This is a genomic window from Marinobacter sp. B-12 (assembly GCF_056857915.1).
The window spans coordinates 335,890-350,410 of sequence record NZ_JBSXOB010000059.1 but is presented as its reverse complement, the minus strand read 5'-3'; the positions used below and the strand labels follow the sequence as shown (position 1 = coordinate 350,410).

11 protein-coding genes are annotated in these 14,521 nt (G+C 57.7%); 6 read left to right on the top strand and 5 right to left on the bottom strand.

What is annotated here, in order from left to right; all coding sequences use genetic code 11:
* The 3 genes from AC13D2_RS15120 to AC13D2_RS15110 all read left to right on the top strand — a co-directional run bounded on the left by AC13D2_RS15120 (position 1) and on the right by AC13D2_RS15110 (position 3,101).
* Positions 1 to 807 (top strand): carbohydrate ABC transporter permease, encoded by an 807-nt coding sequence (locus AC13D2_RS15120; protein WP_007155503.1) that lies wholly within the window; start codon positions 1 to 3, stop codon positions 805 to 807.
* 11 nt (positions 808 to 818) lie between these two features.
* Positions 819 to 1,094, top strand: a complete 276-nt coding sequence (locus AC13D2_RS15115; protein ID WP_007155504.1) for a DUF2160 domain-containing protein — start codon at positions 819 to 821, stop codon at positions 1,092 to 1,094.
* Between the two features lie 258 nt (positions 1,095 to 1,352).
* The gene (locus AC13D2_RS15110) at positions 1,353 to 3,101 is read left to right on the top strand and encodes an ABC transporter substrate-binding protein (protein WP_292049370.1); all 1,749 of its coding nucleotides are present in this window, start codon (positions 1,353 to 1,355) and stop codon (positions 3,099 to 3,101) included.
* Positions 3,102 to 3,214: 113 nt separating this feature from the next.
* Here the strand turns inward: AC13D2_RS15110 and AC13D2_RS15105 are convergent, their stop codons facing one another.
* The 3 genes from AC13D2_RS15105 to AC13D2_RS15095 form a co-directional block, all read right to left on the bottom strand.
* On the bottom strand, positions 3,215 to 4,465 hold the full coding sequence (locus AC13D2_RS15105; protein ID WP_292049368.1) for an ABC transporter substrate-binding protein: 1,251 nt from the start codon (positions 4,463 to 4,465) through the stop codon (positions 3,215 to 3,217).
* Positions 4,466 to 4,632: 167 nt separating this feature from the next.
* Positions 4,633 to 5,520, bottom strand: a complete 888-nt coding sequence (locus AC13D2_RS15100; RefSeq protein WP_300498949.1) for an aldo/keto reductase — start codon at positions 5,518 to 5,520, stop codon at positions 4,633 to 4,635.
* Positions 5,521 to 5,522: 2 nt separating this feature from the next.
* A complete protein-coding gene (locus AC13D2_RS15095; RefSeq protein ID WP_482938860.1) occupies positions 5,523 to 7,193 on the bottom strand; it encodes an alpha-amylase in 1,671 nt (556 codons plus the stop codon).
* Between the two features lie 262 nt (positions 7,194 to 7,455).
* On the opposite strand from AC13D2_RS15095, the gene malE reads away from it, so the two are divergent.
* From malE to malG, 3 genes are all read left to right on the top strand, one after another.
* On the top strand, positions 7,456 to 8,670 hold the full coding sequence (malE, locus tag AC13D2_RS15090; RefSeq protein WP_482938859.1) for a maltose/maltodextrin ABC transporter substrate-binding protein MalE: 1,215 nt from the start codon (positions 7,456 to 7,458) through the stop codon (positions 8,668 to 8,670).
* 166 nt (positions 8,671 to 8,836) lie between these two features.
* A complete protein-coding gene (gene malF, locus AC13D2_RS15085; RefSeq protein ID WP_300498912.1) occupies positions 8,837 to 10,330 on the top strand; it encodes a maltose ABC transporter permease MalF in 1,494 nt (497 codons plus the stop codon).
* A 10-nt stretch (positions 10,331 to 10,340) separates the two neighbouring features.
* Positions 10,341 to 11,231: a maltose ABC transporter permease MalG gene (gene malG, locus AC13D2_RS15080; RefSeq protein WP_041335489.1), complete on the top strand. Its 891-nt coding sequence runs from the start codon at positions 10,341 to 10,343 to the stop codon at positions 11,229 to 11,231.
* Between the two features lie 462 nt (positions 11,232 to 11,693).
* Here malG and malK read toward each other — a convergent pair whose 3' ends face one another.
* Positions 11,694 to 12,809, bottom strand: a complete 1,116-nt coding sequence (malK, locus tag AC13D2_RS15075) for a maltose/maltodextrin ABC transporter ATP-binding protein MalK (protein ID WP_292049364.1) — start codon at positions 12,807 to 12,809, stop codon at positions 11,694 to 11,696.
* A 36-nt stretch (positions 12,810 to 12,845) separates the two neighbouring features.
* Complete coding sequence (locus AC13D2_RS15070) at positions 12,846 to 14,459, bottom strand: alpha-glucosidase family protein (RefSeq protein ID WP_482938858.1); 1,614 nt, start codon at positions 14,457 to 14,459, stop codon at positions 12,846 to 12,848.
* Positions 14,460 to 14,521: the final 62 nt, after the last annotated feature.

Below are 14,521 nucleotides of genomic sequence, written 5' to 3'. Positions count from 1 at the left end.
ATGAACTATTCACGTTCCAAGGGCTTCGGGATGACACTGTTTATCGTGCTCCTGCTGACTCCGATCTACTGGCTCCTGAACATGTCGTTCAAGACCAACCAGGAAATTCTCGGCGGCCTGACGTTATGGCCACAGAATTTTACCCTGGCCAACTACGCTGTGATTTTCTCGGATTCAAGCTGGTACTCGGGTTACATCAACTCGATGATCTACGTGTCCATGAACATGACAATCACGCTTCTGGTTGCCTTGCCGGCCGCCTACGCGTTCAGTCGCTACAAGTTCGTGGGTGACAAGCACCTGTTCTTCTGGCTGCTGAGTAATCGTATGGCGCCCCCAGCGGTTTTCCTACTGCCTTTCTTTCAGCTTTATTCGTCAGTAGGGCTGTTCGATACCCACATTGCGGTGGCGCTTGCGCATTGTCTGTTCAACGTGCCGCTGGCGGTCTGGATCCTGGAAGGTTTCATGTCGGGTGTGCCGCGCGAATACGACGAGATGGCCTATATTGATGGCTACAGCTTCCCCAAGTTCTTCGTGAAGATTTTCCTGCCGATGATTCGATCGGGCATTGGCGTTGCCGCCTTCTTCGCGTTCATGTTCTCGTGGGTGGAGTTGTTGCTGGCCAGAACCTTGACCTCTGTGGACGCGCAACCGATTGGTGCCATCATGACCCGAACGGTCGGGGCAAGCGGTATTGACTGGGGCGTGCTGGCGGCAGCCGGTGTGCTCACCATTATTCCCGGCGTGCTGGTGGTCTGGTTTGTTCGCAACCACATTGCCAAGGGCTTCGCACTGGGTCGGGTATAAGGAGACGTATCATGATTGAATGGATGAACTGGACACCAACGGTTGCGATTTTCTTTGCGGTCATTGCCTGTATCTTGCTGACGATGACCGTCTACGAAGTGGTTTCGCCGTGTACCGAGCGAAAAGGATTCCTGCCGATTTCGACAACCCGTGGGGATCGTCTTTTCATCGGCCTGCTGTCGGCGGCCTATATTCACCTTGCGTTCCTGGCCGTCAGCGACATTACGCTTTGGGTAGCGCTGGCGGTGTCGGTGGCGTGGCTCCTGGTGCTGTTACGCTGGGGATGATGGGGAACGGCGCCAGCGGAGGGCGCCTTTGATTTTCGTTTGTCAGGGAGGGCCGAAAGAATCTTATGATTTATCGCTCAAAACGGTTGTGAAAATTTCTATATCGAACTATTTTCTTAGTTATGATCGGAAGCGAACATCCCTGTTCGGCTCCGTTTCCAGGAATAGCGGTCAAAACGCTATATAGGGAAAGCCGAAACGTACTGGCTCAAGCTGTCGCGTTTCGAACACACCAAAACAAGACGAACGAGGTTGGATATGTTCAAGAACAATAAGTATCCGAAAACCCTCCTTCTGAGCGCTGCGATCGGCTCTGTAGGATTGGGGCTCAGTTTTCAGGCCAGTGCAGATCAGTATTCTGATGCCGCCAAGAAGTGGGTCAACGAGTCTTTCAAGAAATCGACTCTGAGCAAAGAAGAGCAGATGAAAGAGATGGAGTGGTTCATCGAGGCTGCCAAGCAGTTCCGGGGCATGGACATCAACGTCGTCTCGGAAACCATTGCCACTCATGAATACGAATCCAAGGTTCTGGCTGAAGCATTCAGTGAGATTACCGGCATCAATCTGACTCACACACTGATCCAGGAAGGCGATGTTATCGAGAAGCTGCAGACACAGATGCAGTCCGGCCGGAACATCTACGATGGCTGGGTCAACGACTCAGACCTGATCGGCACCCACTTCCGCTATGGCAAAGTGATGCCCGTTGAGGACATTATGAACGGTGAAGGCAAGGATCTGACTCTGCCGACACTGGATCTGGATGATTTTATTGGTCTCGATTTCACCACTGGCCCGGATGGCAAGCTTTATCAATTGCCTGATCAGCAGTTTGCCAACCTTTACTGGTTCCGTGCCGACTGGTTCGAGCGCGAAGACCTCAAGAAGCAGTTCATGGATATCTACGGCTATGAGCTGGGTGTTCCGGTTAACTGGTCAGCCTATGAAGACATTGCCGAGTTCTTCTCCGTGCACGTGAAGGAAATTGATGGCAAGCGTGTGTATGGCCACATGGATTATGGCAAGAAAGACCCATCACTCGGTTGGCGTTTCACGGATGCCTGGTTCTCCATGGCCGGTGCTGGCGACAAGGGTCTGCCGAACGGTCTGCCCGTTGACGAGTGGGGCATCCGGGTGAATGAGTGTCACCCTGTTGGTGCCAGCGTCAGCCGAGGCGGCGCGACCAACGGGCCGGCTGCGGTATACGCCACCACCAAGTATGTTGACTGGCTGGAAAAATACGCGCCGCCGGAAGCGCAGGGCATGACGTTCTCCGAAGCCGGCCCAGTGCCAGCGCAGGGCAACGTTGCCCAGCAGATTTTCTGGTATACCGCATTTACCGCCAGCATGATCGAAGACGGGCTGCCAGTGGTCAACGAAGACGGCACTCCGAAGTGGCGCATGGCCCCTTCGCCACGTGGGCCCTACTGGGAAGAAGGCATGAAGCTGGGTTATCAGGACGTGGGCTCCTGGACCTTCATGAAGTCCACGCCTGAAAAGCGTCGCCTTGCGGCCTGGTTGTATGCCCAGTTCACTGTGTCCAAAACCGTTTCCCTGGAAAAGACCATCGCTGGTCTCACGCCAATTCGCGAGTCTGACATCGAATCGGACGCCATGACCGAAATGGCGCCCAAGCTCGGTGGTCTTGTGGAGTTCTATCGTAGCCCGGCCCGCGTTCAGTGGTCGCCGACGGGTACCAACGTACCGGATTATCCGAAGCTGGCTCAGCTCTGGTGGCAGTATATTGCCCAGGCAGCAAGTGGCGAAGCAACGCCACAGAAAGCACTGGACGGCTTGGCGCAGGCACAGGATCGCGTCATGGAGCGTCTCGAACGTGCCAGTGTCCAGGATACCTGTGGTCCCAAGCTGAACGAGCCGCGTGATCCCCAGTACTGGCTGGATCAGCCGGGCGCGCCCAAACCGAAGCTGGATAACGAAAAGCCGAAAGGGAAAACCGTTCGCTACGAAGAACTGCTGAAAACCTGGGAAGAGGCTCGCGAGAGCTGAGTCCCAAGGCAGTTCGAGTAGTCACTCAGAAAATCAGATACCTGTAGTGCCCTGCCGTTGTCCCGAGTTTCCTCGGGCAGCGGCAGACCTGACACCGTGACATCGCCACGGACCTAGAGGGTGAGTGGCTGCCCGGCTTCCTTGCGCCTGGCTTCCCATTCCTCGCGAGTCTGGGCGGCCTCATCGCCGGGCATGGAATCGATGATTTCGAAGTAGTCAGCCGAGTACTCGTCTTCCATGATCTGATTGCGGGGCTTAACCTTCACAACGTAGACCGTCTGGATGTTCTGGTGGTCAAAATCACGCCAGTACTGCTCGTCCTTCAGGAACGTATACCGATGGCCGTCCAGGGCTCGAATAAGCTGGCGTGTGTCCGTGGTACCGGTTCTTTCCACGGCTTCCTTGTACTGGTAGACGATGCTGTAGGCAGATGCCGCCGCGGTGGAGGGGCGCATCTCGTAGCGGCTTGAGAAGGCCTCTACGAATTCCTTACCGCGAGCGTAGTTGTACTGGTAGGGGACGCTCCACACCCAGGGCGATCCGCCAATGACACCTTCCATAATGGTCGGGCCTACCTGGCGGGCCATGCCGAGTGTGAGGTTGGGTACCACCACCTGCATTTTCTTCGTCAAACCCATTTCGTAGGCTACGTTCAGCGCGCGCACCATGTCGTCGCCGAACAACACCATCATCAGGACCTTCGCGCCACTTTGTTCCGCCTGTTCCAAAGCCTGGCGAAAATCGGTAATCAACGCGCGAGGGAAGGGTGTCTTTACGCCCTTGTGGGCCTCGGTGTTTTCAGTATTGGTGAATTTTCGGACCGACTTCTCCACCGACCAGCCCCATGTGTAGTCTGCCGCGATGTAGAAGTATTCGTCGCCGGCATGCTGGGTATTGAGGTATTGGCTCAATACCTTCGCAGTCATCCAGGCATTATAGGGTTCGCGAAACATGTGGCTGTGGCCGGCGGCACCGGTGGTGGCGTTGGAGTAGGTCAGGGTTCCAAAGTAGAGTCGGTTTCGGTCCCTTGCTGCTTTTCCAGAGGCAATGGCCACTGCGCTGGAAACGCCGCCAAACAACATCTGCACTCCCTCGCTGTCGATCAGCTCAGCGGTGTTTTGGGCGCCCTTGTCTGGTTCACCGGAGGTATTGCGTATCACCAGTTCCACTTCACGCCCCATAATGCCGCCGGCTTTGTTGATTTCATCAACCGCCAGAAATGCCCCCAGGCGTTGTTGCAGGCCCTGATCCTTGTAGCGGCCAGTTTGAGGGTAGTTAAGTCCGATTTTCAGGGCTTCTGCGGCAACAGGCATCGCCGCAAGCAGGGTCAGTGAGAAAGAGAGAAGCAGCTTCTTGCAGAGCATTGGCACAGGCCTCCTTGAGCGCGCCGGGCCGGTAATGTGGGCCCTGATATTGTTGTTGTGGATCAGGGCCAGTGTCGCGGGTGTCTGCAAAAGCAACAATCGGACTAAGGTGGAAGTTTATGTAACGAATTGTCAGGCGTTGATGGACGTTGCAGTAACGTCGGAGTTCAGGCAACCGACGTTTTGCGAACCGACTCGAGAAGACTGTACCAGAGTGCGCGTGGCATGGTGCTTTGGGCGCCCTGAAGGCCTGAACGGATGCGTTCAGAATTCATTGAGCCCAGTACCGGCACGGGCGTACCGGGAATTTGCCGTAACCAGGCGATGGCCAGGCCGGTGTCGTCCAGACCGGTTTCTTCACGAGCCTCATCCATCAGTTCTGCCGGGATGCGGTCCGCCAGGCCGCCACCGCCCAGCGGAGACCACGCGAGCCAGCGCAGCCCGTCGGCAAGGTGGGCTTCGAGTGTGCCGTCGAATAACGGATCGGTGTGGGCCAGGGATAACTGGCTTTGATTGCACACCAGCGGTAGCTCGGTGTTCCGGGCCAGCCATCGCCATTGCTCGGGCAGGAAGTTGGAGACGCCGATCTGGCGAATCTTGCCCGCGGACACCGCCGCTTCCAGCACTCGCGCGACGTCCTCGGCCTGCATCAACGGGTCAGGACGGTGAATCAGAAAGGTGTCAATCTGTTCTACCGCCAGTGAGGCGATGGCCTTGTTGATCGCGTTTTCCACATAATCTGCTTCGGCCCGGTAGTGTTTGACCCGCCACTGCGAGGTGTCCCGGTCGGCCGGTACGATGCCGGTCTTGGTGATCACCTGCAGGTTTTGGGCCAGGGCCGGGTGAGCCCGTAATGCATCCCCGAACAGCCGTTCACACTCGCCACCACCGTAGATGTCGGCATGATCGAACACGTTCAGGCCGTCATCCAGTCGCGCGGCAATCCAGTCCGCAAGCCGGGCGGGTTGCGTGAGGCTGGGATGGTCATGGAGCCGCATCATTCCCAGAATCAGGGGTGTTTCCGGTGTGAATCCTGCTGTTTGGGTGTTTTGCACGATTACTCCTTGCCGAAGGCGATCACCACCCGGTCGTCACCGTGGGTTCTTGAAAAGACGTAGGGTTTGGTACTGAGTTGTTTGTGTTCCCCGGCACCAATTGCCGGGTGACGTGCCCGGAACTGGCCCAGCTTTGTCCAGTGGGACAGGACCGGCTGTGCCGTGCCATTTTCGATGTCGGCCCAGTTCATGTCCGAACGGGTGCCCTGGTGGCCATCAGATCCCGTGGGCCCGAAAGCGCGGCCGGATTCGTCTCCGTAGAATATCTGACTGGTGCCTGGTGTAAACAGCAAGGCGGCGGCGACCCGCTTCTGCATCGCCGGTTTGTTGTCGGCAATGCGGCTGAACAGCTGGGTGTCGTGGGATGAGATATAGCTCATGACGTTGAAGGGTTTGTCGCCGTGCATCTTGTCGGAATACTCGCTGTAGATGGGCTCCATGGCGGGCAGGCAAGCTGCACCGGCCTGGGCTTCCTCCTGCAGGTCAAAGTTGATGACGGCGTCGAATCCGGCATCAAAGTAGCTGCTTCGGGTCACTGTATGGGGGAATACCTCCGCGACCATCCAGAATTCCTCCGCTGGCAACGGCTGGCCGGGATTATTGGCGCGATAGGTGTCCAGTGCATCCTGAGCTTTGGTTTTCAGTTGTTTCCAGGCTTCCGGCTCCACGTGCTTGGCGGTGTCCACCCGGAAACCATCAACACCGAACTCGCGCACCCAATCGGTCAGCCAGGTGACCAGATAATCCCGGACGGTGGCGTCTTCAAGCTGTGTGGCGCGGGTGTTTTCCTTGTTCTGCAGGAAAATGGGCAGGTCCACCGCTTTATCGGATTCCGTCTTGAAATCCGGCAGGAAGGCGAGGGAGCCCCGTACCGGATCGATGGAGGCTTTGGGCGGCGTGTCGTAGTCGCCGATGCCGGCGCGAACCCAGTCCTTGCCCCACCAGTTGGCCCAGCCCGGGTGGTTCATAACCACGTCCATGACCACGCGGATGCCGCGGGCATGGGCTTCTTCCACCAGGGTGCGGAATTCCTCGCGGGTGCCGAAGTTGGCGTCAGGGCGGGTGAAGTCCAGGGCGTAATAGCCATGGTACCCATAGTGTTGGAAGTCCCCCTGGTCACCACCGCCAGCCCAGCCATGAATCTGCTCGAACGGTGGGGTGACCCAGACAGCATTGACGCCGAGATCCTTCAGGTAGTCCAGCTTCTGTGTCAGGCCGGCGAAATCCCCGCCGTGGAAGGTGCCGATTTCATCCTTGCCGTCGGGCTTGCGGCCGTAGTTCAGGTCGTTGTCGGTGCGGCCATTGGCAAAGCGATCTGTCACGGTAAAGTAGACAGTCGCGCCCGCCCAGGTGAAGCTCTGCTCCGGAGCGTCGACGGCTTCCAGCAGTAACAGGCCTTCGGCGTCCGGGGCCGGGGTGAGGGTGACCTGGCCATTTGTCACCTGTGCCTTGTTGCCACTGTAGTAGTCTCGCACCCAGTCGCCGTCTTTGAAGGCATTGCCGACGGTAACGGTCATCTCTGCCTGGGTGGCGGTGCACATCCCGCCGGTTGAAACAGCGCGGTTGTCCGAGGGTGGGGCGGCAGTCTCGAACTGGCCACCGGCGCAGCCGGCAAGCGAGAGGCACGTCACAAGGCTGGCGGTAAACCTGATTTTTTTCGGGGTCTGTCTCATGCAATGGGCTCCGGTTCCATTTATTGTTGTGGTTATCCAATCAAACCAGACCTGAACGGAGGGTGGTAGACGGAATTCACTACGCCTCACTACTCCCCCGTTCTACGCCTCAGGGAATGAAATCAGGGCTGATGCCAGCAACAGCAAATTGCAACACAGTTCGGTTACTCGCAATAAAAAGATTTGCGTTCAGCCCGCCCGGCCAACCTCGTGTCAGGGCGGACAACAAGAATAAGGCAGGAACAAGCAGAGGAAACACCTGATGAATCGTCGAACTTTTATCCGCATTTCCCTTAACCGCAGTGCAATGGCCGCTGCCATTGTTGCAGCAACGTTTGGGCTGTCTGCGCCCGCCCACGCCGAGATCGAGGAAGGCAAACTCCTGGTCTGGATTAATGGGGACAAGGGCTATGATGGCCTGCAGGAAGTGGGCGACTGGTTTACCGAGGAAACCGGCATTCCCGTTGAAGTGGCTCACCCCGATAGTGCCACCGACAAGTTCCAGCAATCCGCCGCCACGGGCAATGGCCCGGACATCTTTATCTGGGCCCATGACCGTTTCGGCGAGTGGGCGCAAAGCGGCATCATTTCTGAGGTCAAGCCGTCACAGCGTGTTATCGGTGAAAACTTCGATTTCACCTGGGATGCCGTAACCGTCGACGGCAAGAAGTACGGTTACCCCATGGCCGTGGAGTCCATTGGTCTGATCTATAACAAAGACCTGGTGCCCGAGCCGCCAACCGCCTTCGAGGACATTCCCGCCATCCACAAGCAACTGGCGGAAGATGGGAAGCGCGCCATCCTCTGGGACTACAACAACACCTATTTCACCTGGCCAATGATTGCCGCGGCCGGAGGCTACATTTTTGCCCAGAACGACGACGGCAGTTACGACGTCAAGGACACCGGAGTGAACAACGAGGGTGCCATGAAGGGCGCCAACATGCTCACAACCCTGATTGAAGAAGGCGTGATGCCTCGCGGTGCGGATTACAGCGCCATGGAGTCCAGCTTCAACAAGGGCGAAACCGCAATGATGATCAACGGCCCATGGGCCTGGGGTAACCTGGAGAAGAGCGACATTGACTTTGGCGTTGCCAAGTTGCCCACCGTCGATGACCAGCCCAGCAAGCCTATGGTTGGCGTGATGGCGGCCACCCTCAACACGGCCAGCCCCAATAAGGACCTGGCGGTAGAGTTTCTTGAGAACTACGCGCTGTCCGTCAAGGGCCTGAAGATGGTGAACAACGACGTTCCCCTGGGAGCCGTGGCCAACAAGGAATTTATGGACGAGCTGTCGTCCAACCCGAATATTGCGGCGACGTTTGAAAACGCCCAGTTGGGTGAACCCATGCCGAGTGTGCCTGCCATGGGCGCGTTCTGGTCCTCCATGGGGCCGGCTCTGCAGAACATCACTTCTGGAAGACAGCCCGTTGAGGACGCCCTGAACTCAGCAGCACAGCGCATTACCCGGTAATGCCCCTGATGGGAGTGCCGTCGGCCGACGTGCCGATGGTTCTCCCAGCCGTGCTGACCTGTTGTTGCAAACCTGCCCTCGCCAGACGTTGGCGACGGCTTTAAACGGGCTGACTACAATGATAACGGAAACCCTGTCCTCCCCCGGAACCGAAAGCAGACTTCCAATGACCCGAATGATTTTAAAGTGGGGTGCCCTGGCCGCGTTGGTGGGCATGGCGCTCTACCTGATACTGGCATTGTATGCCCAGCAGGAGTTCGTGTTCGCGATGCTGTTCCTGGTGCTGACGGCATCAGCGGTGTTTGTATTCGTGAACAAGAAACTCTACGCCCATCGCTACATCTTCCCTGCGGTAGCCGGTATGGCGGTGTTTGTTATTTTCCCGCTGATGTACACCGTCGGTATCGGTTTTACCAACTACAGTGCCAGCAACTTGCTGAGTTTCGAGCAGGTTAAGGACAACCTGATGGACCGGACCTACCAGTCCGATTCCGTCCGTTATAACTATGAGCTTTTCAACACCGATGCCGGTTATGTGATCTACCTTGAGGGCCAACACCAGAACCTGGTATCGGCCCCGCTGGCGCTGGACGGCTCCGACACCAGAGCGCCGGTTTTACCCGCTTCGGATAAGCCTGCTGGCGAGCCGCTGGCCATTCGCGACATCATTCAGTTGCGATCGGAACTGTCGGAGCTGGACCTGCTGACCGAAGACGGGCGCGAGCTGAGCATGGCCAGCCTGCGTGCCTTTGCGGCCATCAACGCCCAGTTCACGTTGCACGACAACGGCAGCATCACCAACAACCAGACCGACGTGACCTACTTCCCGGACCACGACACCGGCTTCTACCGCAGTGCGGAAGGTCAGACACTGTCGCCGGGGTGGACCGTGAACATCGGCTGGGACAACTACCTGAAGGTGGTGTCCGACCCGAGCATTCGCGGGCCGTTCTTTGAGATCTTCGTATGGACGCTGTCCTTTGCCGTGGCAACCGTGGTGTTCACCCTGGCACTCGGGCTGTTGCTGGCGAACCTTCTGCAGTGGGACCAGATTCGCGGCAAGGGCTTTTACCGCACCATGCTGATCCTGCCGTACGCGGTACCGGCGTTTATCTCGATCCTGGTATTCAAGGGACTGTTCAACCAGAACTTCGGTGAGATCAACCTGGTACTGGAAGGCCTGTTCGGCCTGCGACCCGACTGGTTCAGCGACCCGGCGCTGGCGCGAACCATGATCCTGATCGTCAATACCTGGCTGGGGTATCCGTACATGATGCTGCTGTGCATGGGCCTGTTACAGGCCATTCCACGGGATCTCTACGAGGCCTCCGCCATGGATGGGGCAGGGCCGGTGAACAATCTGTTCAATGTCACGCTGCCGCTGATCATCAAACCGTTGATGCCTTTGCTGATCGCAAGCTTTGCGTTCAACTTCAATAACTTCGTCCTGATTGCGCTGTTGACCGGTGGCGCGCCCGATATTATCGGCGCAAGCACGCCCGCAGGCACCACAGACCTGTTGGTGAGCTACACCTACCGCATCGCGTTCCAGGATTCCGGACAGAACTTTGGCCTGGCGGCTGCGATTGCCACAGCCATCTTCCTGGTGGTTGGCGCCCTGTCGCTGATCAACCTGAAACTGTCCAAAGTCAAAGTGTAAGGAGCTACCCATGGCAATGGTTCAACCCCGCTCCACCAAGTATCGCGTTCTGGCGTCCCATCTCGGGATGCTGGGCTTTATCGTGATCATCCTGTTCCCGCTGCTGATGGTGATTTCCATCTCCTTCCGCAGCGGTAACTTTGCAGCCGGAAGCCTGCTGCCGGAGAACCCCTCGCTGGAGCACTGGTATCTGGCGCTGGGCATTCCCTACACCGGGGAAGACGGTACGGTGACCCAACCGCCATTCCCGGTGCTGTTGTGGCTATGGAACTCCATCAAGATCGCGGTGATCTCCTCGGTGATGATCCTGGCCCTCTCGACCACCAGTGCCTATGCCTTCGCCCGTATGCGTTTCGCCGGCAAGGGCTTTGTGCTCAAGTCGATGCTGATCTTCCAGATGTTCCCGCCGGTGCTCTCGCTGGTGGCGCTGTATGCCCTGTTTGACCAGATTGGCAATCACGTAAGCTGGCTGGGGCTGAATACCCACGGTGCGGTGATTGTGGCCTCCCTCGGGGGCATGGCGTTGCATATCTGGACCATCAAGGGCTACTTCGATTCCATCGATCGCTCCCTGGAAGAAGCCGCCATCGTGGACGGGGCGACGACGTGGCAGGCGTTCCGCTACATCCTGCTGCCGTTGTCGGTTCCAATTCTGGTGGTGGTGTTCATCCTGGCGTTCATTATGACCATTATGGAATACCCGATGGCGTCCGTACTGCTGGTGGACACCGACAAGCTGACCCTGGCGGTCGGCGCTCAGCAGTACCTGTACGAGCAGAACTATCTGTGGGGCGACTTTGCCGCCGCCGCCGTGCTATCGGGCCTGCCCATCACGCTGATCTTCCTGTACTGCCAGAAATGGATTGTTGGCGGGCTTACTGCTGGCGGCGTCAAGGGTTGATGCCGCTGGACTGAATGAATTGTTCTCCTATGCCGCCACGGATGATCCCGGGCGGCCCTTCCGCGAGAAATGCGTCTTCATTTTCCGCACTTCGCGACCCGGTCAGGCTAATATCCCCCCCCCTGCTGACCGGGTTTTTTTATTTTCCCAGCCGCTACCTGATGCTACCTGCCCGCTGAACAGTGACGTAGGGTTTCCCGAAACACGCTGTGAATACCCTCGGTCTTTGCGGCCACCACCTTGATAGCTGAACACGCTTGTAGGTACTTCCGAAACCGTGCGGAGCCATGGATGGCGGAGCCGAGCGTACAGGGACGTATTCAAAGCGTGTTTCGGGAGTACCTACAAGCTTGTTTAGCGGTCGGCGTGGGTTGGGTCGAGTTGGACCAAGGATGGATTGAAAAGACAAAAAAAGGGGCCGGTACGTGACGGAACCGGCCCCTGAAAAGGTGTCAGAGTAGATCAGAAATCAATGCAGGGCTCCCGGTAAAGCCGGGGGCAGGCGTTGCCATCTTCGCGGAACAGGTGGCACTTGATGGCCTTGATGCCCAGGGTGACTTTCGAGCCTTCCTGGACCGGGTCGCTGCCGTCGGTGCGCATGGTGATGACGCCATCCACGCCGTTCACGTCCATATGCACCAGAGTCTGGTAGCCCAGCCGCTCCACCACGGTCACTTCGCCGTCCAGGTACATATCCGCTTCGTCGTCGTTGCTCAGGTGCTCCGGGCGAATACCTACGGTAACGGATTCACCAGCGGTCAGCTCATGGCCATTGATGGGCAACTCCAGGGAGTGCTTGCCGGGCATGGTAACGGTCACGGACTGGCTGCTGGCACTCTCCACGGTGCAGTCGATGAAGTTCATCTTCGGGGAACCGATAAAGCCAGCCACAAACCGTGTAGCAGGGTAGTGGTAAAGTTCCATGGGCTTGCCGACCTGGGCAATAGAGCCATTGTCCAGAGCGACGATCTTGTCGGCCATGGTCATGGCTTCCACCTGGTCGTGGGTGACGTACACCATGGTGGCGTCCAGGCGCTTGTGCAGTCGGGAGATCTCGATGCGCATCTGCACCCGCAGGGACGCATCGAGGTTGGACAGGGGCTCGTCGAACAGGAATACCGTCGGCTCACGCACGATGGTGCGCCCGATGGCGACCCGCTGGCGCTGACCACCGGACAGATCCTTGGGTTTGCGTTCCAGCAGGTTGTTCAGTTGCAGCAGTTTGGCGGCATCGTTTACGCGACGGTCGATCTCGGCCTTGTCGGTTTTGGCGAGCTTGAGCCCGAATGCCATGTTTTCCGCCACGTTCATATGGGGGTATAGCGCATAGGACTGGAACACCATACCCACTTCCCGTTCCTTGGGAGGGAGGTTGTTGACCTTGTCGTTACCGATATACAGGTCGCCGGAGGTGATGTCCTCCAGCCCGGCGATCATTCTCAGCAGGGTGGATTTGCCGCACCCGGAGGGGCCGACAAACACCACGAATTCACCGTCGTCGATATCCAGGTTCACATTGCGGGTGACCTGGGTTTCGTCATAACTCTTGCAGATGTTTCTTAATGTGACGCTGGCCATAACGTATGTCTTCTTGTTTGATCAGTGAAAGCGAATTCAGAGTGTTGCAATCTCCACACCCCAGGGCTGCAGTTCTAGCTCGTTGTCATGCCACGAGCCGCCGACGAAATCAGGCGTACCGCTGACTGACTGGCCCGCAGCCGGGGCTGTGATCCGAACCGGGTTATCTGTCAGGTTCAGGGCCACCAGAAGGGTGGTGCCTTCATAAGTCCGGGTGTAAACCAGGGTGTTTTCCGGGCTATCCAGAAAGTCGATGTCGCCCTTGAGCAGCACCGGTTGCTGCGCACGCCAGCCCAGGAATGTTCGATATGCCTGCAGGATCGAATTGTCCTGACCGTGCTGAACGGCGACCGCTGCGTTGTAGTGATCATCATAAACCGGCAGCCAGGGGCGTGCATTGGAGAAGCCGCCGTTGGCTTCTTTGTTGTCCCACACCATGGGGGTGCGGCAACCGTCCCGGCCTTTGTATTCGGGCCAGAAATTGATGCCGTAGGGGTCCACCAGGTCCTTGTACTCCAGTTCCGCCTCAGTCAGGCCGAGTTCTTCGCCCTGATAGATGCAGACACTGCCACGGAGCGTCAGCAGCATTGCCATATAGGCTTTCAACTGCTGGGGTGTACGTGCCTGCCAGCGGGTAGCAACCCGTGAAACATCATGGTTGCCGATGGCCCAGCAGGGCCAACCGTCGGTCAGTTTTTTCTCGATGGAGTCGACGGTTTTTTGAAAGAAGTCGGCGCCATGCTGCTCCGTCAGCAGGTCAAAGGAATAGGCCATGTGCAACTTGTCGCCGCCACTGGTGTATTCCGCCATGGTCTGCAGCGAGTTGTCGTCGCCGATTTCACCGACGGTGGTGGTGCCGGGGTACTGGTCGAGCAGTGCACGCAGGCGCTGCAGAAAGGCCAGGTTTTCCGGGCGGGTCTTGTCGTATTTGTGGAACTGGTAGGCGTAGGGGTTTTCCTTGCGCACGCCAATGGAGCCCTCGGCAACGGCGTTGCTGGGCGGGTTGTCTCGAAGTTCCGGATCGTGGAAGCAGAAGTTGATGGCGTCCAGGCGGAAGCCGTCAACGCCCCGGTCCAGCCAGAACTTTACATCTGACAGCACCTGTTCAACCACGTCAGGACAGTGGAAATTCAGGTCCGGTTGGCTGGTCAGGAAGTTGTGCAGGTAGTATTGCTTGCGGCGGCTGTCCCAGGCCCAGGCGGAGCCGCCAAAAACAGACAGCCAGTTGTTGGGTGGTGTGCCGTCGGCTTGCGGGTCTGCCCACACGTACCAGTCGGCTTTTGGATTGTCACGGCTGGCGCGGCTTTCAGCAAACCAACGATGCTGATCGGAAGAATGGCTCAACACCTGGTCGATCATGATCTTCAGGTCGCGTTTGTGGGCCTCGGCTATGAGTTCGTCGAAATCCTCGATGGTGCCGAATATCGGGTCCACGCCGCGATAGTCAGACACGTCGTAGCCAAAATCCTTCATCGGCGAGGTAAAGAAGGGCGACAGCCAGATGGCATCCACGTTCAGGCTGGCGATGTAATCGAGTTTGGCGGTTACCCCAGGCAGGTCACCAATGCCATCGCCATTGGAATCGTAGAAGCTGCGTGGATAAACTTGATAAATGACGGCGCCACGCCACCAGTCCGGGTTCTTCATCATCTTGCCTCGCTTAACACCCTGGCGGTGAAAGATTGTTATTGTGATAGCGGAAAGCATCCGCT

What these genes read in the sequence shown, in the direction of transcription:
- AC13D2_RS15120 (WP_007155503.1), top strand. Translation starts at nt 1, where the DNA reads ATGAACTATTCACGTTCCAAGGGCTTCGGGATGACACTGTTTATCGTG.
- AC13D2_RS15115 (WP_007155504.1), top strand. Translation starts at nt 819, where the DNA reads ATGATTGAATGGATGAACTGGACACCAACGGTTGCGATTTTCTTTGCG.
- AC13D2_RS15110 (WP_292049370.1), top strand. Translation starts at nt 1,353, where the DNA reads ATGTTCAAGAACAATAAGTATCCGAAAACCCTCCTTCTGAGCGCTGCG.
- AC13D2_RS15105 (WP_292049368.1), bottom strand. Translation starts at nt 4,465, where the DNA reads ATGCTCTGCAAGAAGCTGCTTCTCTCTTTCTCACTGACCCTGCTTGCG.
- AC13D2_RS15095 (WP_482938860.1), bottom strand. Translation starts at nt 7,193, where the DNA reads ATGAGACAGACCCCGAAAAAAATCAGGTTTACCGCCAGCCTTGTGACG.
- malE (WP_482938859.1), top strand. Translation starts at nt 7,456, where the DNA reads ATGAATCGTCGAACTTTTATCCGCATTTCCCTTAACCGCAGTGCAATG.
- malF (WP_300498912.1), top strand. Translation starts at nt 8,837, where the DNA reads ATGACCCGAATGATTTTAAAGTGGGGTGCCCTGGCCGCGTTGGTGGGC.
- malG (WP_041335489.1), top strand. Translation starts at nt 10,341, where the DNA reads ATGGCAATGGTTCAACCCCGCTCCACCAAGTATCGCGTTCTGGCGTCC.
- malK (WP_292049364.1), bottom strand. Translation starts at nt 12,809, where the DNA reads ATGGCCAGCGTCACATTAAGAAACATCTGCAAGAGTTATGACGAAACC.
- AC13D2_RS15070 (WP_482938858.1), bottom strand. Translation starts at nt 14,459, where the DNA reads ATGATGAAGAACCCGGACTGGTGGCGTGGCGCCGTCATTTATCAAGTT.